The following is a 25588-nucleotide window of genomic DNA, read 5'->3' as shown; positions in this document are numbered from 1 at the left end:
GGGCGGCCTTTTTCATGGGCGCGATGCAGGTGTCTCAGGCCGCAAGGACGTTTTTTCACATACGTCCATGGCACCCTCCGTAGGAGCGAGCTCTGCTCGCGAAGCTGTACGTCGGCTGGCGCGAATCCATTCGCAATCGGGATCACGGGAATTAACCCTACGACAGCGACCCTTCCCCCACCGCCTCGCCGCACAGCTCGCCATCCAGCAACGGCTGGCGTGCCAGGAACTCCTGGGCGGAGGCCCGCCAGGACAGGCGCGCGGCACGCTCGGCGCAGACGCCACGGTCCAGCTCCAGTGCGCGTAGGCAGGCAGCGTGAAGATCCTCGTCCATCACCCCGGTGAGGTCCGCTTCCAGCACGTCCAGCGGGCCGGGCACCGGGAAGGCGGCCACCGGCGTGCCGCAGGCCAGGGCCTCGAGCATCACCAGGCCGTAGGTATCGGTGCGCGAAGGGAAGACCAGCACGCTGGCGCCGGCAAAGGCATCGGCCAACGCCTGGCCGTGGCGGTAGCCGAGGAAGCGCGCATCGGGGTAGTCGGCTTCCAGCTCGGTCCGTTGCGGCCCATCACCCACCAGCCATTTCTCGCCGGGCAGGTCCAGGTCGAGGAAAGCCCGCAGGTTCTTCTCCGGGGCGATACGGCCGACGTAGAGGAACACCGGCTTCAGCGGTCGCGGCTGTTCCGGGCGCGGGTGGAACAGGCGGGTGTCCACGCCCTTGCGCCACAGCGACAGGTGGCCCAGCCCACGGCCGGCCAATTCGCCGCGCAGGCGCTCGGTGGTCACCAGCACCGTCTGACTGGGGCGGTGGAAGGCCCGCAGCACCGCGTAGCCCCATTCCAGCGGTACGCGTGGCCAGCGGGTGTGCACGTATTCGGGGAAGCGCGTGTGCACCGCGCTGGAGAAGGCCAGGCCTCGGCGCTTCAGCCAGCGCCGCGCGGCCCAGCCCAGCGGCCCTTCGGTGGCGAGGTGCACGCAGTCCGGGCGGAAATCGCGGATCGCCGGGCCCACGCGCCAGAGGTCCCACACCAGGGGGATCTCCGGGTAGGTCGGGCACGGCCGCGAGCGGAAATCCCGGGGCGACAGCACCTTCACCAGGTGGCCAAGCCCGTGCAGTTCGGCCACCAGGGCCTGCAGGCTGGTGACCACGCCATTCACCTGGGGTGCCCAGGCATCGCTGACGATAAGAATCCTCATGCAGCGGGCTCGAGGGCGGGCTGTTTGGTCTCGGTCGCCAGGCGCGCCTGGTCATCGGCCAGGCGGTACAGCTCGATGGTGCCGTCCCAGTGCTCGATCAGCGCCGTGCAGGATTCCACCCAATCGCCGCAGTTCATGTACTCGACACCGCCCACCTGGCGGATCTCGGCGTGGTGGATGTGGCCGCAGACGGCGCCGTCCAGCCCGCGCTTGACGCACTCGTGGGCGATGGACTCCTCGAAGTCGCTGATGAAGTTCACCGCCGTCTTGACCTTGTGCTTGAGGAAGGCCGACAGCGACCAGTAGCCGTAGCCCCAGCGCTCGCGCCAGTGGTTGAGCCAGCGGTTGAGGGTCAGCGTGAACTCGTAGGCCGAGTCGCCGAGGAAGGCCAGCCACTTGTGGTAGCGGGTGATGACGTCGAACTGATCGCCGTGGATCACCAGCAGGCGGCGGCCGTCGGCGGTCTCGTGGATCGCTTCGTCCACCAGCTGGATATTGCCCAGCATCAGGCTGGAGTAACGGCGCAGGAATTCGTCGTGGTTGCCGGTGACATAGATCACCTCTGTGCCACGCTTGCTCATGGTCAGCAGGCGGCGGATCACGTTGGTGTGTGCCTGGGGCCAGTAGATGCCGCCACGCAGCTTCCAGCCGTCGATGATGTCGCCCACCAGATAGATGCGGTCGGCATGGTGGCGCTTGAGGAAGCGCGCCAGGTGCTCCGCCTGGCAATCGCGGGTGCCAAGGTGAACGTCGGATATCCACAGGGTGCGGACGCGTTGCTTGCGGGGACGAGCCGGGTCGGCCGGCTCCAGGCGTTGAACGCTGCTCATGGGCGGCCTCCAGCTGGGTTTTTCCGATCTTGCGCAGGCCCGGTGAAGTGCAGGTGACGGTTAGGCTGCAGAACGATGACACTGGCGGCGCCCGCGCCGGGGAGTAGACTGGCCACCTGCCGAGGAACACCCCATGAGCCCGATGCTGACCCTGCGCCGCTACAACCACGACCTGCTCGCCCACAGCCACGACCACGCCCAGCTGGTGTTCGGCCTGAGCGGCAGCCTGGAATTCGAGGTGGGTGGCATCGGCGCGCGGGTCGAGCGGCAGAACCTCGCCGTGGTCCCGCCGGGCGAACACCATGCCTGCGGCAGCCCGCGCGGCAGCCTGTGCCTGGTGCTCGACGTACCCGACGACGCCTGGCTGCAACGCACCCTCGGCGGTCACTTCGACGCCAGCCGCCGCCTGCTGGAGAAACCCGGCGCCCTACAGCTCGCCCCCGCCCAGAGCCAGCTGGTGGGCTGGCTCGCCGCCAGCCCCATCGATGACCCGGTGATCGCCACCCAGGGCGTCGGCCTGCTGCTGGCCAGCCTGGTGGCACCGAGCGCCATACCAGCGTCGGAGCAGAACACGTTGCCGCTGACAGCCCTCGACGCCTATATCGACCAGCACGCCGCACGCCCCCTGCAGGTGGCCGACCTGGCCCGGCTCTGCGGCCTTTCGGTGGCACGCTTCCACAGCCGCTTCCTCGCTGCCACCGGGCAAACGCCCATGGACTACCTGCGCACCCGGCGCCTGCTCCAGGGCCGCCGCCTGCTGCTGGAGTGCAGCCTGAGCGTGGCCGAGATCGCGGCCCAGGTAGGCTACAGCTCGCAGAGCGCCTTCACCGCTGCACTATCCCGCGAGTTCGGCACCACCCCGCGCGCCCTGCGCCGCCAGCGCGGCTGACGCGAGGGCCGCGACGAAAGCCGCGAGTCCCGCGACAGACAAGCCACCCCGCCGCCCTCTAGACTGCGGCCATCGTCAAACAAGGGGGCTGTATGTCATCGACCATCGAATGGGCGGATTTCGAGCGCGTTGAACTGCGCGTCGGCACCGTCGTATCCGCCGCACCCAACGTCAAGGCCAACAAGCCGGCCTATGTGCTGGAAGTGGACCTGGGCGAGCTGGGGGTGAAGACCTCCAGCGCGCAGATCACCGCCCACTACGCCGCCGAGGAGCTGGTCGGCCGCCAGGTGCTGTGCGTCTGCAACTTCGCACCCAAGCGCATCGCCGGGGTGCGCTCGGAAGTGCTGGTCACCGGCGTCCACGATGCCGAAGGCAAGGTGGTGCTGGCCGGCTTCGACAAGCCGCTGCCCAACGGCGCGCGCCTGGCATGAACGAACGCAACGCGCTGCTCGCCATCCACCTGGGCGCCCTGCTCTTCGGCCTCTCCGGCATCTTCGGCAAGCTGGCGGAAACCACGCCGGTGGTGATCACCTTCGGCCGCGCGCTGTTCGCCGTCATCGCCCTGGCGCTGTTCGCCCAGCTGGTCGGCGGCGCCCGTGGCGGCGCGCCCTCGCGGCGGCAGATTCCCCTGCTGCTGCTCGGCGGCCTGCTGCTGGGCGGGCACTGGGTGCTGTTCTTCCAGGCGGTGAAGATCGGCGGCGTGGCCATCGCCACCCTGGGCTTCGCCAGCTTCCCGGCCTTCACCCTGCTGCTGGAGGGGCTGCTGTTCCGCGAGCGCATTCACCTGCGCGAGTTCGTGGTGGTGGCCCTGGTCAGCCTGGGCCTGGTGCTGGTGACGCCGGACTTCGATTTCGCCAGCGATGCCACCCAGGGGCTGATCGCCGCCATCCTCTCCGGCCTGCTGTTCTCCCTGCTGTCGCTGCTCAACCGTGCCAGCACCAAGGGGCTGGACCCGGTGAAGGTGGCGCTGTGGCAGAACCTCTGCATTGTCGTCTGCGTGCTGCCCCTGGGCTGGGCGGTACTGCCCACGGTGCGGGCCATCGACTGGCTGTGGATCGCCATGCTCGGCGTGCTCTGCACCGGCCTCGCCCACAGCCTGTTCGTGGCCAGCCTCAAGGTGCTCAAGGCGCGCACCACGGCGGTGATCTTCGCCCTGGAGCCGGTCTACGGCATCGCTTTCGCCTGGTGGCTGTTCAGCGAGGAGCCCTCGCTGCGCATGCTTGCAGGCGGCACGCTGATCATCGCCGCCATCGCCTTCCCGGCGCGCAAAACCAACGCGGTGAAGCCCGCCGAAGCGGCGAGCTGACGGTAACCACCGGAAGCCCGGACTGAAGTCCGGGCTACGCACCGCCCCCTGCGCAGCCCGCCGTTTTCAGTTCACGCTGTACCCACGCCCCATCAGGCAGGCGCCCAGCGCGCGGCGGTAGCGGTCGGTGCTGTCGCTGCCCACCGGGCGGGTGACGGTGGCCGGGTCGAAACCGCTCTGGGACACCGCCCAAGTGTGGCACTCATAGCGGTCGCGGCCCTGCTGGTCGACGCTCTGGCCATTGGCCGGGTAGGCGATCACTTCATAACTGACGGCAGCGTTGCCCTGGACCACCGCGGGCGGCGTCACCACTTCGTAGCGCTGCACATTGGCGTTCCACAGGTAGTAGGTGCCGGCGGCGACGAAGTACAGCGCACTGCCGATCCACAGTTCGCGGGCGCCGGACGGCAGGCCCCGGTCGTGCCCACCGCCACCCGGGCCCGGGCCCCAGCCAACCTGCCCGCCCGGGCCGGGACCACCGCCATGGGCGCCGGGGCCACCCTGGCCGGGGCCGGCGAATAGCGGGGTGGACAGGCCGAGCAGCAGTGCCAGCGCCAGGGTTGTTTTCAAGGACATCATTCACCTCGTGCAATACGGCCGTAGGGTTCGCGGCCTCTGGAGGGAATTATTCGCCCGGCGCCCCCGGGCGAGCGTCAGCCCTGTGTAAATCCGGGGTAAACGTCCTGATACACGCCCGCCTCAGGCCTGCTCCTGCTCCTGCTCCAGCAGCCAGCGGCAATAGCGCGCCACGCCGGTCTCCAGGTCGAGGAAGCCCTCGCCGGCACCGGCCTCGCGCAGCAACTCGATGTCTGCCTGGGTATGGCTCTGGTAACGACCCCGGAGCACGGCGGGGAAGTCCTCGTAGTGCAACACGCCCTGCTCGATCAGCGCGGCCAGGCCCAGGGGCGGCCGATCCTCCTCGGCGCGCAGGGCATTGACCACCGCCATGGCCACCGCATTGAAAGGCCGGGCGACGCCGGTGCCGAGGTTGAAGATGCCCGAACGCTGGGAATGGTCGAGAAAGTGCAGGTTGACCCGCGCCACGTCCTCCACCGACACGAAATCGCGCTGCTGCTCGCCAGCGGCGTAACCGTCGCAGCCGCCGAACAAGCGTACCCGCCCCTCCGCCCGGTATTGGTGGAAGCAGTGCAGCGCCACCGAGGCCATGCGCCCCTTGTGCCCTTCGCGCGGGCCATAGACGTTGAAGTAGCGCAGCCCCACCACCTGGGCGCGGGCATGGGGCAGCAGGCGCCGCACGCGCTGGTCGAACAGCAGCTTGGAGTAGCCGTAGACGTTCAGCGGCAGCTCGTGCTCGCGGCCTTCACGAAACACCTGGCCCGCGCCATAGACGGCCGCCGACGAGGCATAGATGAAGGGCAGGCCGCGACGCTGGGCGGCATCCAGCAGCTCGCAGCTGTAGCGGTAGTTGTTGTCCATCATGTAACGCCCGTCCGCCTCCAGGGTGCTGGAGCAGGCGCCCTGGTGGAACAGTGCGCGGACCATGCCGAACTCGCCGGCGGCGAAGCGCGGCACGAAGTCGCGCTTGTCCAGGTAGTCACGGATCTCGCAATCGACGAGGTTGCGGAATTTGTCGCCTTCGGTCAGGTCGTCGACGGCGATGATGTCCGTCTCGCCGCGCTGGTTGAGGGCCTTGACCAGGTTGCTGCCGATGAAGCCGGCGGCACCGGTGACGATGATGCTCATGACGGCGCTCCAGGGAAGTGGAAGTACCGTCAGGCTATGCCTGCGTGATCAGCCCGCCGTTGACCTGGGGCAAGGCCGCTCAGGGGCGGTCGTTGTGGCCCAGGTCACGCGTCGGATCGATGCAGTCACGCACCCGCTGCTTGAGCACCTTGGCCTCGGGGAAGCCGCCGTCGGCCTTGCGCTCCCAGATCTGCTCGCCGTCGCAGGTGATGCGGAACACACCGCCGGTGCCCGGCTCCAGGGCCACCCGGCCGAGGTCGTCGGCGAAGGTGCTGAGCAGTTCCTGGGCCAGCCAGGCCGCGCGCAACAGCCATTGGCACTGGGTGCAGTAGGTGATGACGATCTCGGGCCTGGAACTGGACATGACGGGACTCGGTGGCGGCGTGCAGGGCGCCTATAATAGCGGCCTTTTTCCTCCCCGCCTGACCAGGGATGCGTTATGCGCCGCGTGCTCGTTTTCCTCGCCCTTATCTTCCTGCCGCTGGCCACCCTGGCCGACCAGGCCCACCCACGCATCGGCCTGGTGCTGTCCGGCGGCGCCGCACGCGGCCTGGCCCATATCGGCGTGCTGCGAGCCCTGGAAGAACAGGGCGTGCACATCGACGCCATCGCCGGCACCAGCATGGGCGCGGTGATCGGCGGCCTCTACGCCTCGGGCTACAGCGTCGACGAACTGGAAAAGCTGGCCCTGGCCATCGACTGGCGCCAGGCACTCTCCGACGCGCCCCTGCGCGATGACGTCCCCTTCCGCCGCAAGCAGGACGATCGCGATTTCCTGGTCAAGCAGAAGCTCAGCTTCCGCGACGACGGCAGCCTGGGCCTGCCGCTCGGCGTGATCCAGGGCCAGAACCTGGCCCTGCTGCTGGAAAGCCTGCTGGTGCACACCAGCGACACCCGCGACTTCGACCGTCTGGCCATCCCCTTCCGCGCCGTGGCCACCGACATCTCCACCGGCGAGAAGGTGGTGTTCCGCAAGGGCCACCTGCCCCAGGCGATCCGCGCCAGCATGTCGATCCCGGCGGTGTTCGCGCCCGTGGAGGTGGACGGCCAGCTGCTGGTGGACGGCGGCATGGTGGACAACATCCCGGTGGACGTGGCCCGGGAGATGGGCGTCGACCTGGTGATCACGGTGGATATCGGCACCCCGCTGCGCGGGCGCAAGGAGCTGCTCACCGTGGTCGACGTGCTCAACCAGTCGGTGACCCTGATGACCCGACGCAACTCCGAGGCGCAACTGGCCACCCTCGGCCCGGACGACATCCTGGTGCAGCCGCCGCTGGCGGGTTTCAGCGCCACCGACTTCGGCCGCGCGCGGCAGATGATCGACGCCGGGTACCGCGCGGCCACCATCCTCAAGCACCGTTTCGCCCCGCTGGCGCGCCAGCACGGCCAGCACGAAGCGGAATTGGCCGAGGCGCGCCTGCCCGTGGAACGCCGCCCGGTAATCGCCCGCATCAGCGTGGAGAACGACTCCAAGGTGGGCGACGAGGTGATCCGCCGCATCATCCGCCAGGAAACCGGCCAGCCCCTGGACCTGGAGCGCCTGCAGAGCGACATGGGCACCCTCTACGGCCTCGACTACTTCGAGCAGGTGCATTACCGCGTGGTCAAGCGCAAGGATGGCAACACCCTGGTCATCAACGCCCGCGGCAAGCGCACCGGCACCGACTACCTGCGCCTGGGCCTGAGCCTGGACGACGACATGCGCGGCGGCAGCACCTTCAACCTGGGCGCCAGCTACCGGGTCAACGGCATCAACAAACTCGGCGCCGAATGGCTGACCCGCGCCCAGATCGGCAGTGACCAGGAGCTCTACAGCGAGTTCTACCAGCCGCTGGACTATGGCTCGCGCTACTTCGTCGCGCCCTATATCGCCGCCGAGGCGCAGAACGTCGACGCCACCCTGGACAACGACCCCATCGCCGAATACCGCCTGCAGCGCTACGGCTACGGCTTCAACATCGGCCGGCAGATCGCCAACAACGGCGAGCTGCGCCTCGGCATCGGCCAGGGCTGGGGCGATGCCGACGTGCGCATCGGCGACCGCCGCCTGCCCAGCTTCAGCTTCAGCGAGGGCTACTACGAGGCCAAGTACTCCTTCGACACCCTCGACAACGTCGACTACCCCCACGAGGGCGAAGACATCAAGCTGACCCTGCGCCAGTACGACCCCGAACTGGGCTCGGACGATCGCTACCGGCAGTGGGAACTGAGCCTGGACAAGGCCCTCTCCAGCGACGCCAACACCTTCGTCCTCGGTGGCCGCTACGGCCGCACCCTGGACAGCGCCGAGGTGGTCACCTCCAGCTTCCAGCTCGGCGGCGCACGCCAGCTCTCGGGCTTCCGCGAGGATTCGATCTCCGGGCAGAACGTCGCCCTGGCCCGGATGGTGTACTACCGCCGGATGACCCAGCGCTCCTTCCTGCCGCTGGACTTCCCCTTCTACCTCGGCGCCAGCCTGGAGCGCGGCCGGGCCTGGAACCACGACAACAGCTTCGATAGCGGCTACATCAACGCCGGCAGCCTGTTCATCAGCTTCGACACGCCCCTGGGCCCGCTGGACTTCAGCTACGGCCTCAACGACGTCTCCGAGCAGGCGCTCTACCTCAAGCTGGGCCGGGTGTTCTAAGCACCCGACTCACTTACGTCCCTGCAGGAGTGAGCTCTGCTCGCGAAGCGCTGCCGGGCAATACGCGCCGTGATCAGCCATGAAAAAGCCCGGAACAGTGTCCGGGCTTTTGGGTGTTGCGTGAGCGGTCAGGCGATCTTCGCCAACAGCTGGCGGGCCTCCTGCTTCTGCTCTTCGTCACCGCCGTCGATCACCTCGTTGAGGATGCTGCAGGCGCTTTCGATGTCGCCCTGGTCGATGTGGGCCAGCGCCAGGTTGAGCTTCATCAGGTTCTCCTGCCGTGCGGCCAGGTGGTCCAGGTCATCGCTGGCTTCCAGCGGGTCCTCGAAGTCGAACGACAGCTCGTCCAGCTCCTCGGCCTGGGGCAGCTCCGGCAGTTCGAGGCGATCGGCCTGCTCCAGGTCGTCCAGTTCGAACACCTCGGGCATGTCCTGCAGGTTGCTGCGGAAGGCCGGGTCAACGTGGTGATGCACCGGCTCGGGCTTGCTGCCCGTCGCCTTGGTCTTGGGCGCCTCGGTCTTGAAGGGGCTGAGGCTGTCCCAGTCGGCATCCAGGGGCAGGTCGTCGAGGTTGAGCTGGAATTCATCGGTCAGCTCATCATCACGCACCCTCAGCGGCTCGGCCGGCTGTAGGTCCGGGGCCTGGTCACCGAGGACGAACTCCGGCTCCTCGAACATCGGCTCGGCCTTGCGGCCCTGGTCGATGCCGGGATAGCGCGCCTTGATCGGGTCGATACGGGCCGAACCGACGCCCATCTCCAGCAGGTTGCTTTCCTCGATGGCGAAGCCGCTCGGGTCACGCAGTTCACCCAGCACTTCCAGCAGTCGGAAGCGCAGGTCGGTGCGGTTGGGCTCCTGGACGATGGCACTGCGCAGCGCGCTCTCGGCATCGTTGAAGCGGCCATAGGCGATGTAGATGTTGGCGCCATCCAGGGAATCGCTGGACGGGCGTACCGTCGCCAGGGTGGGTTGCGGCCTGGGCGCGGGAGCCGCCACCGGTGCAGCGGCAGCGCCGACCGCCACCACCGGCTCGGGGCGGGCCTGGGGCACAGCGGCGATACGGGGGCGCTCGGCCGGCACGGCGACGGCCTCGGCCGGACGCACCTTGGGTATGACCACCGGCTCAGGCGCCTCGGGGCGGGTTTCCTGGCGGCGACGCAGCAGTGCCACGGCCAGGACGAACAGCAGCAGGATGCCGCCGATGATCATCAGCGCGCGGGACCAGGTGTCCAGGCTGTCCGGCTCTTGCACCGCCACATCGGGCGCCGCGACCGCCGGCGTGCCCTGCTGGGTCGCCTCGGCAGCCGGCTCGGCCGGAGCTTGTGGAACGGCGCTGTCCACAGGGGCGGGGCTTTCGCTGGGGGCAGGCTCCTGGGCTGCTTGCGGTGCGACCGGGGCGCCATCGTCCAGCGGGGGCAGGTTGGTTGCATCGGCGACCGGCGCATCCGCCGGGGCGGTGGCCGTTAGCGGCGGCAGCCCGGCATCGGCGGACGCCTGCTGGACACTGTTCGGACCGAGCGCGCTCTGCAGGCGCGCCAGCTGAGCGTCCTTCTGCTCCATCTGCCGTTGCAGGGTTTCCAGCTTGAGCTGGAGGTCGGCGATGTCCTGGCGCAGTTGCAGGCGTTCGTTCTCGCTGTTGACCAGTTCGGTGTCGACGCGGCGCTGCACCTCGGCGATCTGCTGGGGCAACGGCGCCGGCTGGCTCGGGGTGCCGGGGGCGGACACCGGGCCGGGGGCGCTGCCGACCATGGCCTGGCCGGTGGTGCCGGCATCGTTGGCCGCTGCATTCGCAGCGGCGCCCATCGACACGGCGGCATCGGGCAGCAACAGGCTCTGGCCCACGCTCAGGCGGCTCGGGTCGCCATTGGCGAAGGCGCTGGGGTTGAGGGCGTGGATGCCGTTCATCATCTGCGCCGTGCTCATGCCGCTGCCGGCGCTCTGGCGCTGGGCAATGGCCCAGAGGTTGTCGCCCTTGACCACGGTGTAACGCTTGCCCTGGGTGGCGGGCGGCGCCTCGGTCGGGGCCGGCTGGCTGCTGGCGGCAGCGCTGCTGCGACGGTTGTCCCGTTGAGCAGCGGTGTTGCCCAGGGGCGCGGCCACCGGGTTGTAGGCGGAGGCTTCCGGCGGGTCCAGCAGCAGGGTGTATTCACGCAGCAGACGGCCGTTGGGGCGGGCCACCTCGACAATGAAATTCAGGTAGGGCTCGCGCACCGGCTTGTTGGAGATCACGCGAATGTGGCCGCTGGCGCCGCGGATCATCGGGCTGAAGCGCAAGTCATTGAGGAACAGCACGCGGTCGACGCCGGCACGCTCGAACACATCGGCGGGGGCCAGGCTGATCTTGATGTCGCTGTCGGTCAGGTCGCCGACGTCGAGCAGGCCGATCTCAGCCTCGAGCGGCTGGTTCAGCGCGGAATGCAGGGTGATTTCGCCCAGGCCTATGGCGGAGGCCAGGCTGGAATAAAGAATAGGTCCCGATGCAAGCGCAAGCAGGATCCTGTTGACTCGAGCCATGTGCCCTCCCCCGGTCATGCCGGCTCGAACGCCACAGCCGCCTCCCTACGATCCTGAGTCCATGGAGGGGCGAAAACGGGCGTCGGCATTGAAAGAAAACGCGTCGGGCGGCGATCCCTGGAACCCAACTGAAAATAAGTATGGATGCAATTTCCCAGATTGCCCGGCGTAGAGGCCTTGGGCCATCAGGCAGGTGAAATCCTACCGCAAGTTCGCCATGAAAGTGACGGAAATCACACCTTTACTGAATATTTATAGAGCTTCGTCAGCCTTTTGTCGCGCGCACGCCCCACGCAGGCCACACCGCCATGAGAAAAAGCCCGGCGACCAGCCAAAAGGTCTGCTGGAAGGCCAGCGCCTCGGCCTGCAGGTCGCCGCCGCCGGCGTGGTAGCGCCACTCCAGGAAGAAGGTCATCAGGTTGACCCCGAAGGCTCCGCCGAGCTGGCGCACGAAGGTGATGGCGCCGGCGCCCAGGGCAAGTTCCTCGGCACTGAGCACGTCCAGCGAACCGGTGCTCAAGGCCGGCAGCAGCAAGCCCAGGCCGAGGCGACCTAGGCAGGCCCAAAAGCACAGCACGAGGAAGGAGGCGCCGCTGTCCACCAGGCCCAGTCCCAGGGATGACAGGGCGAACACCAGCAGCCCAGCCACCAGCAGCAGCGCGGCGGAAAGCTTGTCGCTGAGCCAGCCGCCCACGAACGAGGCCACGCCCAGCACCACCCCGGTGGGCAGCAGCAACAGGCCCGCGCGGCCGGCGCTGTAGCCTTCGACCGTCTGCAGGAACAGCGGGATCAGGTAGGTGGAGCCGTAGAGCCCGAGGCCGAGGATCAGCGCCACCCAGCTGGCCTTGCGGAAGGCCCGGTGGCGCCACAGCGCCAACGGCAGCAAAGGCCGTGGGCTGGCGCGGCTGCGCAGGACGAAGCCCAGGGTTGCGCCCAGGCCCAGCAGCCCGGGGATCCAGCAGCTCGGTGCCAGCCAGCCGAAGCGCTGGGCTTCGGCCAAGGCGCCGAGCAGCGCGAACAGCGCCACGCTGAGGAACAGGAACGCCACGAGGTCGACGCCCGGCGTGCTGCGGTCGCGGTCCGAGGGCATCAGCCACTGGGCGCCAACGGCCGCCGCCAGGCACATGGGCAAGGGCAGCCAGAACACCGCCTCCCAGCCGAAATGGTCGATCAGGTAGCCGCCGATGGTCGGCCCGAGCGTTGGCGCAATCATCACCCCGAGCCCGTAGGTGCCCAGCGCCATGCCGCGCCCGCCCTCGGCGAAGATGCGGAAGATCAGCACCATGGCCAGCGGCTGGATGATCCCGGCACAGGCCCCCTGGACGATGCGCAGGGCGATCAACTGCCAGGCGGAAGTGGCCGCCAGGGCCAGCAGGGAGCACAGGGTGAAGATCAGCAAACCGCCCTGCACGGTGCGGCGCGCACCGAGCCGCGACTGGGCCCAGGCGGCGAGCAGCAGGCCGGCGGTCATGGAAGCGAGGAACCCCGTGGCCAGCCATTGCGCCAGCGGTCGGCCGATGGCGAAGTCGGCCATGATCGCGGGCAAGGCCACGTTGATGCTGGTGGACGCGAGGATCATCGCCATGCTGCCGACCATCAGCAGCCCCAGCAGCAACTGCGGGTAACGCGGGCCGTAGCGCGCGTGCAGGGCCTCGAGGTCCTGCATCAACGCCGTTCCAGGTTGGCCAGTATCCGCGCGTGTACCTGCTGGCAGCGGCGCAGTTCTTCTTCATCGATATCGGTGAAGACCTCCCTGCGCAGCTGGTTGGAGATGGCCTCGATCTTCTCGATCAGCGGACGTGCCTTGGGGCACAGGGTGATCTTCTTGGCGCGGCGGTCCTCGGCGACGGCCAGGCGCTGCACCAGCCCCTGGGCTTCCAGGCTGTCGAGCAGCCGGGCCAGGGTCGGGCCCTCGACGCCGACGCTCTGCGCCAGTTCACGCTGGGTGGGGAGTTCTTCGAAGCGAGCGAGATGCAGGAGAACCAGCCAGCGAGCCTGGGACAGGCCGAGGTCGACGAGCCGGCGATCCAGCTCCGCACGCCAGGCCCGCGACATCTGCGCGAGCTGCATGGCAAAGCGGTGTTGATCGGTATGGGACATTGAAACGGACTCTAACTGCCTAAACTAATAATTAGCGAGCTAACCATAGGCGACAGCCGGGAGCAAGCGCAGCTTTGTATCTACCACTTCACATATTGGTCTTCGACGAAGCCCCAGAGCCCATCGATGCTCACGGGCGCCCGGCCGCGGGGGCGCAGCACGCCATCGAAGCGACCGAAGATCTGCTTGAAGTTGCTGGCGATGAAGCCCAGGTTCAGCCGCTCCTTGTGCAGGCCGGTGCCGGTGAAGCGCAGCTCCACCTGGCCGTCGTTGGAGGTGATCAGCCACTGCTCCAGCGGCCGGTCGTGATCGAAGGCGAAGCGCACGCAGTCCACCTTGATCAGCTCGCCATCGAGCCAGAAACAATTCTCGGTGAAGCTGGTTTCGTTGACCCCGCAGGACAGGTTCACCCCCACCCGCTGCCCCTGGGCCTCGCCGGACAGGCAAGCCCAGTTCCAGAAGGTCTCCGGGCGCATGTAGCCGGCGGACCAGTCGTGGTGGGCGAAGGCACCGATGGCCTGCAGGTCGAAATCACCCAGCGCGCTGCGCACCTCGCCCCGGCAGGTGACACCCGCCACCTTGCGCGCATAGACCCAGCCGTTCACGGCGGTGGGCGTGCACAGGCTCATGGGCTGGAAGGCCGGCTCATCCTCGGAGAAGCAGGCATCGATGCGGGTGCCGTCGTCCAGCTCCACCCGCAGGCGCTTCTCCTTGGGGTTCGGCGAATTCTCCAGGCGCAGCAGGTTACGGCCCTGGCGCAGTTCGCAGACGCCCTCGTCCGGCACCTGGGAAAAACGCGTGCCCATGCCCAGCGGCAGCTTGAACTGGCGTTCGATCATGCGCCCGCTGGCCGGGTGGAACAGGTAGACGAACCCGATGCCGGCCAGGCTCAGGTTGGCCAGGGCGCAGCCGCCGATGAGCTGGTCGCTGATCAGGCCGAAATACTGGAACTGATGGAAGCGCCGCCACTTCGCCAGGGCCCCCAGGCGACGGCCCATGGGCGAGCGGAAGTCGAAATCGCGGTAGTTGACCAGGCCGGGAGTGCCGTCGAAAAGTCCGTAATGCGGCTGGCCGCCAGCGCCGATCAGCTTGTCCATGGGCAGGGCTCGTCAGGTGGGAAGGCGCGATCCTAGCACCGCCGTACCAGGGCACGCAGTCACGCAGCGCGCCACCGCGAGCGACGAACTACGCCACCACCTGGTTACGCCCGAACGCCTTGGCCTCGTAGAGCGCGCGGTCGGCGTGCTCGTAGAGTTCGTACAGCTGGCCCAGGGGCATGTCGTTGCCCGGGAAGATGCAGGCCAGGCCGATGGACATCGTCAGCACCTCGGCCACCTGCGAGCCCTCGTGGCGGATCGCCAGGCCCTCCAGGGCCGCGCGCACGTTCTCCGCGCACTGCCGCGCCTCCGCTTCCGGCGTGCCATAGAGCAGCACCGCGAACTCCTCACCCCCCAGGCGCACCGCCATGTCCAGCGGCCGTCGCGCGGCATCTTCCAGCACCCCCGCCACCCGCTGCAGGGCGTGGTCGCCGCCTTGGTGGCCGTAGAGGTCGTTGTAGGCCTTGAAGTGGTCGACATCGCAGAGCATCAGCGCCAGCGGCAGCCCCTCGCGCTGGGCCTGGCGCCAGACGCGCTCCAACTGGCGGTTGAAGCTGCGCCGGTTATGCAGCCCGGTGAGGCTGTCGTGCTCGGCCAGTACCCGCATCAGCCGGCTGACGAGGAAGTGCTCCCGCGACTTGAACTCCAGCAGGTAGCAGCCCACCGCCCCCACCAGGTTGCCGAACACCAGGAACAGCAGGTTGTTGACCAGGCGCGGCCAGGGCAACCCGGCCCAGAGCTCCAGCGCCACGTAGGCCACCAGGATCAGCAGTGACACCAACAGCGCTTCGCCCAGGCGCAGGCCCACCACGAAATAGGCCGCCATGCACACCAGCAGCAGGCCTTCATAGGGGAATGACGGGTCGACCCGATGGGCGATGGCCACCACCGCCGCCGCCCCCACGCCCAGGGCGCTGACGCACACCAGGCTCAGGGGCACCAGCAGATGAACATGGCGCCGCTGCAGGATCAGCAAGCCGCAGACCACCAGCAGCACCAGCACCCCCAGGCGCACGGCAAGCATCCACCAGCGTTCGGCGCTGGCGATCAGGTGGAAATCGAGAAAGGCGAAGGCCAGCCAGATGGGCAGCCCGATCAGCAGCGCGATGCGCTTGAGGTCGAAGGTCTGCTCGAGGAAGTAGTTGCGGTATTCCTGTTCCAGCGGTCGGACGAAACGCAGTTGCCGGAAGCCCAGGGCGAGCTGGTCGGCATAGGGATTCGGGCGCACTTCGTCCAGCCAGGCGTTGAGTGTCGACACTGCCACCTCTTCTTATTTGAGCCGGGACCTACTGCCGCGCCCGGCCTTGCAGCGTCAGGACAGGAGTACATCGCCGCCTACCTCACGTAGACGAATCGCCCTCACGGCCCTGACCCTCACGGCACCGGCGGCGACCTCACATCGCCGGCCGGAAGCCTTGTTGCACATTAGTAGCAGGCGGAATCGGCCACAAGAGGCCGGAGGGGTCACGAGGGGCCGTGCCCCTCCACTCAGGATTCGAATTCCGCCTGCAGCGCGGCACGCACGCAATGCAGCACGCCTTCCGGCACCTTGCCGCCGAGCATCTCGGCAACCTGGGCGACGCTGGGCAGCTCGCCCTCGCCATCGAGGAAGGCGTCCTGCACCTCGCCGAGCATCGCTTCGGGCAGGTCCAGGGCCTGTTCCAGGCTCAGTTGCTGCTCGCTGATGGCCTCGGCCAGCAGGCTGTAGACGTTCTTCTCGGTGCAGTCGAGCTGGCGAGCGATCTGCGCCGGGGTCATGCCGGCGCGGGCCAGGCTCACCAGTTCGTGGCGCAGGTCGGCCACCGCGCGCGGGGCTGGCGCGGCTTCGGCGCCACCGTTGAGCACATCGAGGAAGGCCTCGCCGTAGCGCTCCAGCTTGCGCGCGCCCACGCCACTGACCCGCGCCATCTCCGCCAGGGTGCTCGGCTGGCTGCGCAGCATTTCCAGCAAGGTGGCGTCGGGGAAAATCACATAGGGCGGCACGCTGTGCTCTTCGGCAAGCTTGCGACGCAGGGCGCGCAGGGCTTCCCACTGCTCGCGCTCCTCGCCCCGCACCAGTTGGCTGGCGGCGCTGGCGGCGGGCTTCGGCGCCTTGGTGGAAATGTCCCGGCGCAGTTGCAGGCTCACCTCGCCACGCAGCAGCGGGCGGCAGGCATCGGTCAGGCGCAGGCCGCCGAAACCGTCGAGGTCGACATCGGCCAGGCCACGGGCGACCAGTTGGCGGAACAGCGTGCGCCACTCCCCTTCGGACAGCGCCTTGCCCATACCAAAAACAGACAGGTGTTGGTGGCCCGAAGCGCGGACCTTCTCGTTGTCGCGACCCAGCAGCAGGTCGACCAGGTGACCGACGCCGTAGCGCTGGCCGCTGCGGTAGATGGCCGACAGCGCCTGGCGCGCGGGCTCGGTGGCGTCCCAGGTCTGCACGCCGTCGACGCAGATGTCGCAATGGCCGCAGGGCTGGGGCAGCTCTTCGTCGAAGTAGGCCAGCAGCGCCTGGCGACGGCAGCGGATTTCCTCGCACAGGGCCAGCATGGCGTCGAGCTTGTGCTGCTCGATGCGCTTGTGGCGTTCGTCGCCCTCGGAGTTGTTGAGCATCTGCTTGAGCAGCAGCACGTCCTGCAGCCCGTAGGCCATCCAGGCATCGGCGGGCAGGCCATCACGGCCGGCGCGGCCGGTCTCCTGGTAATAGGCTTCCAGGGACTTGGGCAGGTCCAGGTGGGCGACGAAGCGCACGTTGGGCTTGTCGATGCCCATACCGAAGGCGATGGTCGCCACCATGATCAGCCCTTCCTCGTTGAGGAAGCGCTTCTGGTGGTAGGCGCGCAGGTCGCTGGGCAGGCCCGCGTGGTACGGCAGCGCCGGGTAGCCCTGCTCGGAAAGGAAGGCCGCGACCTCGTCGACCTTCTTGCGCGACAGGCAATAGACGATGCCGGCGTCGCCACGGCGTTCGGTGAGGAAGCCCAGCAGCTGCTTGCGCGGGTTGTCCTTGGCGACGATGCGATAAAAGATGTTCGGCCGGTCGAAGCTCGACAGGAAGCGCTCGGCATCCTGCAGGTGCAGGCGCTGGACGATCTCCTCGCGGGTGCGCATGTCCGCCGTGGCGGTCAGGGCGATGCGCGGCACATTGGGGAACAGCTCGGCGAGCTGGCCCAGTTGCAGGTATTCGGGGCGGAAGTCATGGCCCCACTGGGAAACGCAGTGGGCTTCGTCGATGGCGAACAGGGCGATGTCCAGGCGCTCGAGGAAGGCCAGCATGCGCGGCTGCACCAGGCGCTCGGGGGCCAGGTAGAGCATCTTGATCTCGCCCCGGCGGATGCGGTCGGCGATGTCGCGCTGCTCGTCGTTGCTCAGGGTCGAGTTGAGCGCCACGGCGGCCACGCCGAGCTCGTCAAGGGTGGCGACCTGGTCCTCCATCAGCGCGATCAGCGGCGAAACCACCACCGCCAGGCCGTCGCGCAGCAACGCCGGCACCTGGAAGCACAGCGACTTGCCGCCGCCGGTGGGCATTAGCACCAGCACGTCGCCGCCTTTGGCCACGCGGTCGATGATCGCCGCCTGGTGGCCACGGAAGGCGTCATAGCCGAATACGTCTTTGAGGATGCGCTGGGCGTGGTCGAGCATGCGGGTCTCCGAATGAAGCCGGGCATTATACGTCAGCAAACGCCCGGGGAAGCCTTCGCCCATCGGGAGCGCTTTTGCCGCGGGCTTCGCACTCGACTAGAATCCACCCTCGTTTAATCCTCTTAGGTAGTCCCACGATGTCCTTCGCTGAGCAATTGTCCCGCCTGCAAGCCTTCCTCGATGCCGATGACCTGCACGAAGAAGCCTTGGACTACGTGGCCGCCCATGGCTACCTGACCGCACTGTCCATCTGCCCGGACCCGGTTCCGGAGCGTGAGTGGATCGACGCCCTGTTCGCCGAGCCGCCGCATTACCGCAGCGACGCCGAGCGTGAGGAGATCGAAGCCACCCTGCTGCTGCTCAAGGCCCACATCGCCCGCCAGCTGGCCAGCGACGAAGACCCGGAGATGCCCTGCGACCTCGACCTGGGCGATGACCCGGACGACTCCGACCTGCGCGGCTGGTGCATCGGCTTCATGGAAGGCGTGTTCCTGCGCGAGGCCGTGTGGTTCGAGGAATCCGAAGAGGAAGTCAGCGAGCTGCTGCTGCCGATCATGGTCGGCTCCGGCCTGTTCGACGAGCAGCCCGAGTTCGCCGACATCGCCGCCGACCGCAACCTGGTCGACGAGATGATCGAGCAGATCCCCGAGCTGCTGACCGCCCTGTTCCTGCTCTGCAACGCCCCCGAAGAGAAACCCGCACTGCTCAAGCCCCGCAGCCACTGAGCAGGTCGCGCTGATGGCGCACGGTGACATCCGCCAGAGCCGCAACCCGGCAGTACGCTACGTACTGCTGGCGGTCGGCTGGCTCGCCGTCGCCCTGGGTGTGATCGGCATCTTCCTGCCGGTGCTGCCGACCACGCCCTTCCTCCTCCTCGCCGCGGCCTGTTTCGTACGCAGTTCGCAGCGGTTCTACCTCTGGCTGGTCAACCACAAGCACCTCGGCCCCTGGATCAGGGACTACCTCGAAGGCAACGGCATCCCGCTCAAGGGCAAGGTCTACGCCATCGGCCTGATGTGGGTCAGCATCGCCTTCTCCTGCTACCTCGTGCCCCTGCCCTGGGCGCGCGGCTTCATGCTCACCAGCGCCGTGCTGGTCACCGTCTACATCCTGCGCCAGAAGACCCTGGACCGCGGCTGAAGCCCGCCCCGAAACATCGCCCAAGCCCACCGGCAAAAAGCCCGACCACCACCTAGACTGCACTGATCCAAGGGCGGAGACCCTGATGATGCGGCTAGGGCGGCGTGCGAAAGCGAAGCAAGGACGGCCACGGACGACGTGGCTGGCCCTGCTCGCCTGCCTGCTGGTCTCGGCGGTCGCCGCCAACTGGGATTTCGGCCTGATCCTGCAAAACGCGCAGAAGCGCTACGGCAGCCTCGGCACCGCCAAGGAACGCATCGAAGCCTGGAGCGTGCTGATCGACGGCAGCGGCGCATTGCCGGAGAAAGACAAGCTCGCCGCCGTCAATCGCTTCTTCAATCGCCAGCTGCGCTTCGTCGACGACCAGCGCAACTGGGGCCAGAACGACTACTGGGCCACCCCCGTCGAAGCCCTGGTCAAGGGCGCCGGCGACTGCGAGGACTACTCCATCGCCAAGTACTTCACCCTGCGCCGGCTCGGCATCCCGTCCGAGAAGCTGCGCATCACCTACGTCAAGGCGCTCAACTACAACCAGGCGCACATGGTGCTCACCTACTACGCCAGCCCCAGCTCAGACCCGCTGGTGCTGGACAACCTGATCGGCGAAATAAGGCCGGCCTCGCAACGCAAGGACCTGCTGCCCGTGTACGCCTTCAACGCCGAAGGCCTGTACACCGCCGGCAAGCGCAGTGGTGACAGCAAGAAGCTTTCGCGCTGGCAGGACATCCTGCAAAAGATGCGCGCCGAAGGCTTCGCCATTGGAGAGGGATAGACGATGTCGTTACTCAAGCAGCTGTTTCTGGCGATCTGCCTGTTCCTGGTGGTGGCATTCACCGGCAGCTTCCTCGCCGGGGTGGAAAGCTCCCGGGAACAGCTACGCAGCCAGTTGCGCTCCCACGCCCAGGACGCCGCCACCGCCCTTGCCCTGTCCATGACGCCCCACGTGGACGACCCGGCGATGATCGAGCTGATGGTCAGCTCGATCTTCGACAGCGGCTACTTCGCGCGCATCCGCGTGGTCAACATCGCCGACGAGAAGGTCATCGTCGAACGCCAGGCCGACCCGACCTCGGAAAAGGTACCCGCCTGGTTCGTGAAGCTGGTCGACCTGCGCGCCCAGGGCGGCGACGCCCTGATCATGCGCGGCTGGGAACAGGCCGCGCGGGTCGAGGTGCTCAGCCACCCGCAATTCGCCCTGGCCAAACTGTGGGACAGCGCCATCGGCAGCCTGCTCTGGCTGCTGCTCTGCGGGCTGGTCAGCGCCGTGCTCGGCGGCTTCCTCCTGCGCCCCCAACTGCGCCCGCTGGACAACATGGTGCAGCAGGCCCAGGCCATCAGCCGCCGCGAGTTCCTCACCCTGCCCAAGGTGCCGCGCACCCCCGAGCTCAAGCGCGTGGTGCTGGCCATGAACCAGATGGTCGACAAGCTCAAGACCCTCTTCGCCGAAGAAGCCGCGCGCAGCGAGAAGCTGCGCGAAGAGGCCTACCAGGACAGCCTCACCGGCCTGGCCAACCGCCGTCAGTTCGACATCCGCCTGGGCAACCAACTGGCCGTGGCCGAGCAGAACGCCGCCGGCTACCTAGTGCTGCTGCGGGTCAACGACCTCGGCGGCCTCAACCAGCGCCTCGGCGGCCAGCGCACCGACGCCCTGATCGGCGAGATCGGCGAACTGCTGAAGAAAGTCCTGGAAGACCGCGGCAACCCCGACTGGCTGGCCGCCCGCAGCCGGGGCGGTGAATTCACCCTGCTCGCCCCCGGCCTGGTCAACGACGACGCCGACCTCCTCGCCCAAAGCCTCAGCGACGCCCTGGAAAGCCTGCGCAGCACCGGCGCCAGCGACTGCACCCCGGTGGCCCACCTGGGCATCGCCGCCTTCCGCCCCGGCGAGGACGCCGCCAGCGTCATCGGCCGCGCCGACCAGGCCCTGGCCCAGGCACAAAGCAACCCGACACATCCCTGGGAACGCCTCGACGACTACCAGGCCGCGCCCAATCAGGGCCTGCACAGCTGGCGCGCATGGATCGACGAAGCCCTGCAGCAAGGCAAGCTGCAGCTCTACTTCCAGCCCGTGGCCGACTGCGCCGATACCGGCAAGCTGTTGCACCGCAAGGTCCTCGCGCGCCTGCTCGACCCGCAGGGCGAAGCCGTGGCCGCCGGCCGCTTCCTGCCCTGGATCGAACGCCTGGGCTGGGCCGCGCGCTTCGACCTGGCGATGCTCGAACACACCCTCACCCACCTGGAGCAGCACCCCGAGCCGCTGGCCCTGAGCCTCTCCGCCGCCACCCTGCGCGAGCCCGCCAGCCAGGAACGCCTGCTCGCCATGCTCCGCGCCCACCCGCAGCACGCCGACCTGATGACCCTGGAAGTGGACGAGCGCTTCCTGCCGCCCCCGGCCGCCCTGGAGCAGCTCAGCCAGGCGGTACGCGAAGCCGGCTTCCACCTCGGCCTGCAACACTTCGGCGGGCGCTTCAGCCTGATCGGCAACCTCACCCACCTGGGGCTGGCCTACCTGAAGATCGACGGCACCTACATCCGCGCCATCGACCAGGAGAACGACAAGCGCATGTTCATCGAAGCGATGTACCGTGCCACCAACAGCATCGACCTGCCATTGATCGCCGAGATGGTGGAAACCCCGGGCGAGCTGGCCGTGCTCGGCGAGCTGGGCATCCAGGGCGCCATGGGCCGCCTCATCGGGCCCCCCGCCCCCTGGAGCGAAACCCAGGCCTGATGAGTGTTGGCCGGCGGCGCACCCGTGGGAGCGGTTTCAACCGCGAAAACCCAGGCACCCGGCCCAGCCCTTTTCGCGAATGAATTGGCTATGTCTGCGTTAAGTGTTGCTAGAGGATTTGAGTCCAGCTGATTGCCGAGCTCTGGTGATGTTTCTGGTTTCGGCCACCCGGGCGAGTCCCTTTTCTCAGTCGTCGGGATGCCGAACCACTTAAAAGGAACCAAAAGGGCTTGCCCCATCATCCGGCCCGACTGCGTCGGGTTCCCTCACTCCATCGTTGCTCTGGGGGCCGGCGCGATGGGCCATCCATGGCCACCAAAAAACTTGCCCCATCATCCGGCCCGACTGCGTCGGGTTCCCTCACTCCATCGTTGCTCTGGGGGCCGGCGCGATGGGCCATCCATGGCCTGGCGCGCCTCTCGCGGCATCCATGCCGCTCGTCCCCCGGCGCAACGACTGCGTTCGGCCTCCTGGAGGGGCGTTGGCGGCTGCTCCAACTTTCTTCGTCCAGCACATCGCCACGAGGTGCGCACGGGCTTTAGTAGGATGGTGTAGAGCGAAGCGAAACCCATGCGGTGGCGATGGCAGAAATCCTTTGGTGCCCGGAAAGCACCGTGCTTGAGCGCCTGCATTAAAACCACAACAGCTAACGCAGATAGAGCCAATTCATTCGCCAAGCAGGCCGCAGGGCTGCCTGACACCGTGCGTCCCGGCCACTCCCCTTGGTGGATGAAAAGAGCGTCATCCACCCTACGCACCGGTGGTGGTTTTGATCGGGCACGGTGGCGCAGCCCCCTGTGGGAGCGGCTTCAGCCGCGAAAGACCTTCCGCCGGCACCTGGCTGTGGATGGCCGGACACTCCATCGCGAATGAATTCGCTCCTACAAAAAAGCCCGTCACAAGGACGGGCGAGGGGCTGCAGCTACGAGGATGAAGCGGGGTTTCAGAGCAGCGAGAACGGGTAGCTGACGATCAGGCGGTTCTCGTCGAAGCTGTTGGTGTTGCCCCAGTCGCGGCGCTGGCTGGAGTTCCGCCATTTCACCGCCAGGCTCTTGAAGGTGCCGGACTGCACCACGTAGGCGAGTTCGCTTTCGCGGCCCCATTCCTTGCCGTCGGTGACGCTGCCGGTGTGCACGTTGGAGCCGTGGATGTAGCGGTTCATCAGGGTCAGGCCGGGGATGCCGAGGGCGACGAAGTTGTAGTCGTGGCGCAGCTGCCAGGACTTTTCCTTGGCGTTCTCGTAGCTGGAGTTGTAGCTGTCGTTGGCCAGGGTGCCGCCGCTGGTGCCGTTGACGCGCATCCAGGCATCGTCGCCGCTGACCTTCTGCAGGCCGAGGTAGAAGGTGTTGCCGCCGATCTTCGCCGAGAACAGGCCGGACCAGGTGCGGTTGTCCAGGTCGCCGGCCAGGGCGCTGCCGTCTTCCTTGCCGTTGAACCAGCCGATGTTGGCGCCCAGGGTCCAGTCGCCGAGGGGCTGGCTGTGGGTCAGTTGCAGGTAGTTCTGCTGGTAGATGTCCTCCAGTCGGGCGTGCCAGGCGCCGAGCAGGGTGCGGCCCTGGTTGAAGGCGTATTCGCCGCCGGCGAAGTCGAAGCGGTCCGAGGTGAAGGCCGCGCGGCCGTTGAGGGACATGTCTTCCATGCTGGCGTCGTTGCGCGGGCTGTTGCCGCGGAACTGGCCGGCGTAGAGGGTCAGGCCGTCGAACTCCTTGGAGGTCAGCTGGGCGCCTTCGAAGGTCTGCGGCAGGGAGCGGCCGTCGTCGGAACGCAGGATGGGCAGCACCGGCATCCATTCGCCGACCTTCAGCTCGGTCTTCGACAGGCGCATCTTGCCGGCCACGCCGAGGCGGCCGAAGTCGTCGGCGGGGCGGCCATCGTCATGCACCGGCAGCAGCTGGGTGCCCCGGGTGCCCTTGCCACCGTCGAGCTTGAGGGCATACAGGCCGAGCACGTCGACACCGAAACCCACCGGCCCCTGGGTGAAGCCGGAGCGGGCGTCGAGGATGAAGCTCTGGGTCCATTCCTCGGCCTGGGCCTGGGTGGTGCCGCCGACGAAATTGCGGTTCATGTAGAAGTTGCGCGCCGTCAGGGTGGCCGTGGCGTCTTCGACTAAGCCGGGCTCGGCAGATACGGCGCCGGCGCTTAGTGCCAGGGCGACGGCCAGCGGCAGGCGGGCGTGGGAAAGGCGGTTGCGATGCGGCTGTTGCATGGTGATCGTGCCTCTTTGCTTGTTGTTTTCAGGCATGGCGAAGCCGTCTCGCGCCGTGGCGCGAAAGGCGTTGAGTGGTGCAGGTGAGTGCGGGGCCCCGGAGGAGCCCCGGGGGCGTCAGTGGCTGGCGACGCGCAGGCTGTTTTCGCGGCTGCTGTCGTACTGGGTCTTGTCCATGGGCTTGGCGTCGGGCTTGCCGAGGTCCTCCATGCCCAGGCGGTAGGTCTCGGGCGCCAGGTAGGCGGCGAGGGCGCAGATGCAGGTGATGGCGAAGGCCAGGCTGCCGACGATCACCGGGACGTTGTCCGAGCCGGGCGGGGCGACGGCGGCGAACAGCGCCGGCAGCATGGCGGTGAACATGGTGCCGATGTTCTGCGAGATGGCCATGGCCGAGACGCGGTAGCGGGTCTGGAACAGTTCCGGGTAGAAGCTCGGGAACACCGCGTTGTAGCCCTGGTAGACCATGCCCCACATGAGGATCGACATGCAGAAGGCCAGGGGCACGTTCTGGATGCTGATGGCGTAGAGGTAGGCGAAGGCCAGCAGGCCGGAGCCCAGGGCGCCGGTGATCATGGTCGGGCGGCGGCCGATCCTGTCGGAGAGGTTGCCGACGAAGGGGATGACCAGCACCGCGACTATGTTGCCCACCACCGGAATCCACAGGTAGACGCTCTTGTCGAAGCCGATGCCGTAGGCCGGCTGCACCGCGTAGGCGGCGCCGAAGATGGTGGCCACCACCGGGATGACGTTCATCAGGGCCATGAAGGTGACCAGGATCATGTTCTTCCAGCTGTGGCGGAAGGCCTCGGTGACCGGCGACTTGGCGACCTTCTGCTGCGCCTCCTCGTTGACGAAGGCCGGGGTCTCGTGGACTTCGCGGCGGATGATGTAGCCGGCCACCAGCACCAAGGCGCTGAGCAGGAAGGGAATGCGCCAGCCCCATTCATTGAAGGCATCGCTGGGCATGAAGTAGGCCAGTGGCAGGAACACCGCGGCGGCCATCACCTGGCCGGCCTGCACGCCCTGCAGGGTGAAGCTGGCGTAATAGCCACGCCGGCCGAAGGGCGCGTGCTCCATGATCATCGAGCTGGCCCCGGAGATTTCCCCGGCCACGGCGAAGCCCTGGATCAGGCGCAGCACCACCAGCAGCACCGGCGCGAGGATGCCGATGTCGTGGTAGGTGGGCAGCAGGCCCACGGCCATGGTGGAGATGCCCATGAGGAACATGCACAGCAGCAACACGTTCTTGCGGCCGCGGGTGTCGCCCCAGTGGCCGAGCACGAAGGCGCCGATGGGGCGCGCCAGGTAGCCGACGCCGTAGGTGGCCAGCGAGGCGACGATGGCGATCTTCGGGTCGGTGGAGGGGAAGAAGATCTGCGGGAAGATCAGCGCCGCTGCCTGGGCGTAGATGAAGAAGTCGTAGTACTCGAGGGCGGAGCCTATCCACCCGCTGGCAGTTGCTTTCTTGGCTTGGGAGCTTGAGGGAGTAGCCATCGTTGTCTCCGTTGTTCTTGTCTGTACGCCGGGCAAGCGGGCTCGACCGGTAGTGTGCCGGGTCGAATGAGGTGCACGCAGGCTTGGCCGGACTGGTGGTGCCCTCGGGGGCACGTGCCGGGTTGACCGGTCT

At 67.6% G+C, this 25588-nt stretch carries 21 protein-coding genes; 8 read left to right on the top strand and 13 right to left on the bottom strand.

The annotated features are described in order from the left end of the window. Positions 1-157: 157 nt before the first annotated feature. Together RTW82_RS11230 and RTW82_RS11225 are read right to left on the bottom strand one after the other, a co-directional pair. Complete coding sequence (locus tag RTW82_RS11230) at positions 158-1195, bottom strand: glycosyltransferase family 1 protein (protein WP_316925126.1); 1038 nt, start codon at positions 1193-1195, stop codon at positions 158-160. Next, positions 1192-2025, bottom strand: a complete 834-nt coding sequence (locus RTW82_RS11225; RefSeq protein ID WP_021221147.1) for a UDP-2,3-diacylglucosamine diphosphatase — start codon at positions 2023-2025, stop codon at positions 1192-1194. The genes RTW82_RS11230 and RTW82_RS11225 overlap by 4 nt, the downstream gene beginning before the upstream one ends. A gap of 133 nt (positions 2026-2158) precedes the next feature. Between RTW82_RS11225 and RTW82_RS11220 the strand changes: the two genes are divergently transcribed. From RTW82_RS11220 to RTW82_RS11210, 3 genes are all read left to right on the top strand, one after another. Then, positions 2159-2914, top strand: coding sequence for an AraC family transcriptional regulator (locus RTW82_RS11220; protein WP_316925125.1), 756 nt, complete (start codon positions 2159-2161; stop codon positions 2912-2914). A gap of 92 nt (positions 2915-3006) precedes the next feature. Then, positions 3007-3345 (top strand): tRNA-binding protein, encoded by a 339-nt coding sequence (locus RTW82_RS11215; RefSeq protein WP_021221145.1) that lies wholly within the window; start codon positions 3007-3009, stop codon positions 3343-3345. Beyond that, a complete protein-coding gene (locus tag RTW82_RS11210) occupies positions 3342-4220 on the top strand; it encodes a DMT family transporter (protein WP_316925124.1) in 879 nt (292 codons plus the stop codon). Before RTW82_RS11215 ends, RTW82_RS11210 begins: the two co-directional genes overlap by 4 nt. 66 nt (positions 4221-4286) lie before the next feature. Here the strand turns inward: RTW82_RS11210 and RTW82_RS11205 are convergent, their stop codons facing one another. From RTW82_RS11205 to RTW82_RS11195, 3 genes are all read right to left on the bottom strand, one after another. Further along, entirely contained in the window at positions 4287-4796 is a 510-nt protein-coding gene (locus RTW82_RS11205) for a hypothetical protein (RefSeq protein ID WP_316925123.1), read from the bottom strand. Positions 4797-4919: 123 nt separating this feature from the next. Next, positions 4920-5924 carry an ADP-glyceromanno-heptose 6-epimerase gene (gene rfaD, locus RTW82_RS11200; RefSeq protein WP_316925122.1) on the bottom strand — a complete coding sequence of 335 codons (1005 nt, stop codon included), beginning with the start codon at positions 5922-5924 and terminating at the stop codon, positions 4920-4922. A 79-nt stretch (positions 5925-6003) separates the two neighbouring features. Then, a complete protein-coding gene (locus RTW82_RS11195) occupies positions 6004-6288 on the bottom strand; it encodes a SelT/SelW/SelH family protein (protein ID WP_021221141.1) in 285 nt (94 codons plus the stop codon). A gap of 75 nt (positions 6289-6363) precedes the next feature. Here RTW82_RS11195 and RTW82_RS11190 point away from each other — a divergent pair, with 75 nt between their 5' ends. After that, entirely contained in the window at positions 6364-8553 is a 2190-nt protein-coding gene (locus RTW82_RS11190; protein WP_316925121.1) for a patatin-like phospholipase family protein, read from the top strand. A 128-nt stretch (positions 8554-8681) separates the two neighbouring features. Here RTW82_RS11190 and RTW82_RS11185 read toward each other — a convergent pair whose 3' ends face one another. From RTW82_RS11185 to recQ, 6 genes are all read right to left on the bottom strand, one after another. Then, complete coding sequence (locus RTW82_RS11185) at positions 8682-11066, bottom strand: FimV/HubP family polar landmark protein (RefSeq protein ID WP_316925120.1); 2385 nt, start codon at positions 11064-11066, stop codon at positions 8682-8684. A 265-nt stretch (positions 11067-11331) separates the two neighbouring features. Next, a complete protein-coding gene (locus tag RTW82_RS11180; protein WP_316925119.1) occupies positions 11332-12732 on the bottom strand; it encodes a DHA2 family efflux MFS transporter permease subunit in 1401 nt (466 codons plus the stop codon). Then, positions 12732-13166, bottom strand: coding sequence for a MarR family transcriptional regulator (locus RTW82_RS11175; RefSeq protein WP_021221137.1), 435 nt, complete (start codon positions 13164-13166; stop codon positions 12732-12734). Before RTW82_RS11175 ends, RTW82_RS11180 begins: the two co-directional genes overlap by 1 nt. A gap of 80 nt (positions 13167-13246) precedes the next feature. Then, the gene (locus RTW82_RS11170) at positions 13247-14263 is read right to left on the bottom strand and encodes a DUF2804 domain-containing protein (protein WP_316925118.1); all 1017 of its coding nucleotides are present in this window, start codon (positions 14261-14263) and stop codon (positions 13247-13249) included. Positions 14264-14351: 88 nt separating this feature from the next. Next, positions 14352-15521 carry a diguanylate cyclase gene (locus RTW82_RS11165; protein ID WP_316925117.1) on the bottom strand — a complete coding sequence of 390 codons (1170 nt, stop codon included), beginning with the start codon at positions 15519-15521 and terminating at the stop codon, positions 14352-14354. 230 nt (positions 15522-15751) lie between these two features. Continuing rightward, positions 15752-17884, bottom strand: a complete 2133-nt coding sequence (recQ, locus tag RTW82_RS11160) for a DNA helicase RecQ (RefSeq protein WP_316925116.1) — start codon at positions 17882-17884, stop codon at positions 15752-15754. Between the two features lie 137 nt (positions 17885-18021). Between recQ and RTW82_RS11155 the strand changes: the two genes are divergently transcribed. From RTW82_RS11155 to lapD, 4 genes are all read left to right on the top strand, one after another. After that, positions 18022-18609 (top strand): YecA family protein, encoded by a 588-nt coding sequence (locus RTW82_RS11155; RefSeq protein ID WP_184490723.1) that lies wholly within the window; start codon positions 18022-18024, stop codon positions 18607-18609. Positions 18610-18622: 13 nt separating this feature from the next. Then, positions 18623-19024, top strand: coding sequence for a YbaN family protein (locus tag RTW82_RS11150; protein WP_316925115.1), 402 nt, complete (start codon positions 18623-18625; stop codon positions 19022-19024). 85 nt (positions 19025-19109) lie between these two features. Further along, positions 19110-19796, top strand: coding sequence for a cysteine protease LapG (lapG, locus tag RTW82_RS11145; protein WP_021221131.1), 687 nt, complete (start codon positions 19110-19112; stop codon positions 19794-19796). A 3-nt stretch (positions 19797-19799) separates the two neighbouring features. Beyond that, a complete protein-coding gene (gene lapD, locus RTW82_RS11140) occupies positions 19800-21755 on the top strand; it encodes a cyclic di-GMP receptor LapD (RefSeq protein WP_316925114.1) in 1956 nt (651 codons plus the stop codon). Positions 21756-22698: 943 nt separating this feature from the next. On the opposite strand, the gene RTW82_RS11135 is transcribed toward lapD, so the two are convergent. Both RTW82_RS11135 and RTW82_RS11130 read right to left on the bottom strand, forming a co-directional pair. Further along, on the bottom strand, positions 22699-23961 hold the full coding sequence (locus RTW82_RS11135; protein WP_316925113.1) for an OprD family porin: 1263 nt from the start codon (positions 23959-23961) through the stop codon (positions 22699-22701). A 117-nt stretch (positions 23962-24078) separates the two neighbouring features. Continuing rightward, positions 24079-25455, bottom strand: coding sequence for an MFS transporter (locus RTW82_RS11130; protein ID WP_316925112.1), 1377 nt, complete (start codon positions 25453-25455; stop codon positions 24079-24081). Positions 25456-25588 lie beyond the last annotated feature (133 nt).

Origin of the sequence: Pseudomonas sp. zfem005 (assembly GCF_032621735.1) — a bacterium.
Classification (GTDB): domain Bacteria; phylum Pseudomonadota; class Gammaproteobacteria; order Pseudomonadales; family Pseudomonadaceae; genus Metapseudomonas; species Metapseudomonas solani.
This window is presented reverse-complemented; position numbering and strand designations above follow the sequence as displayed.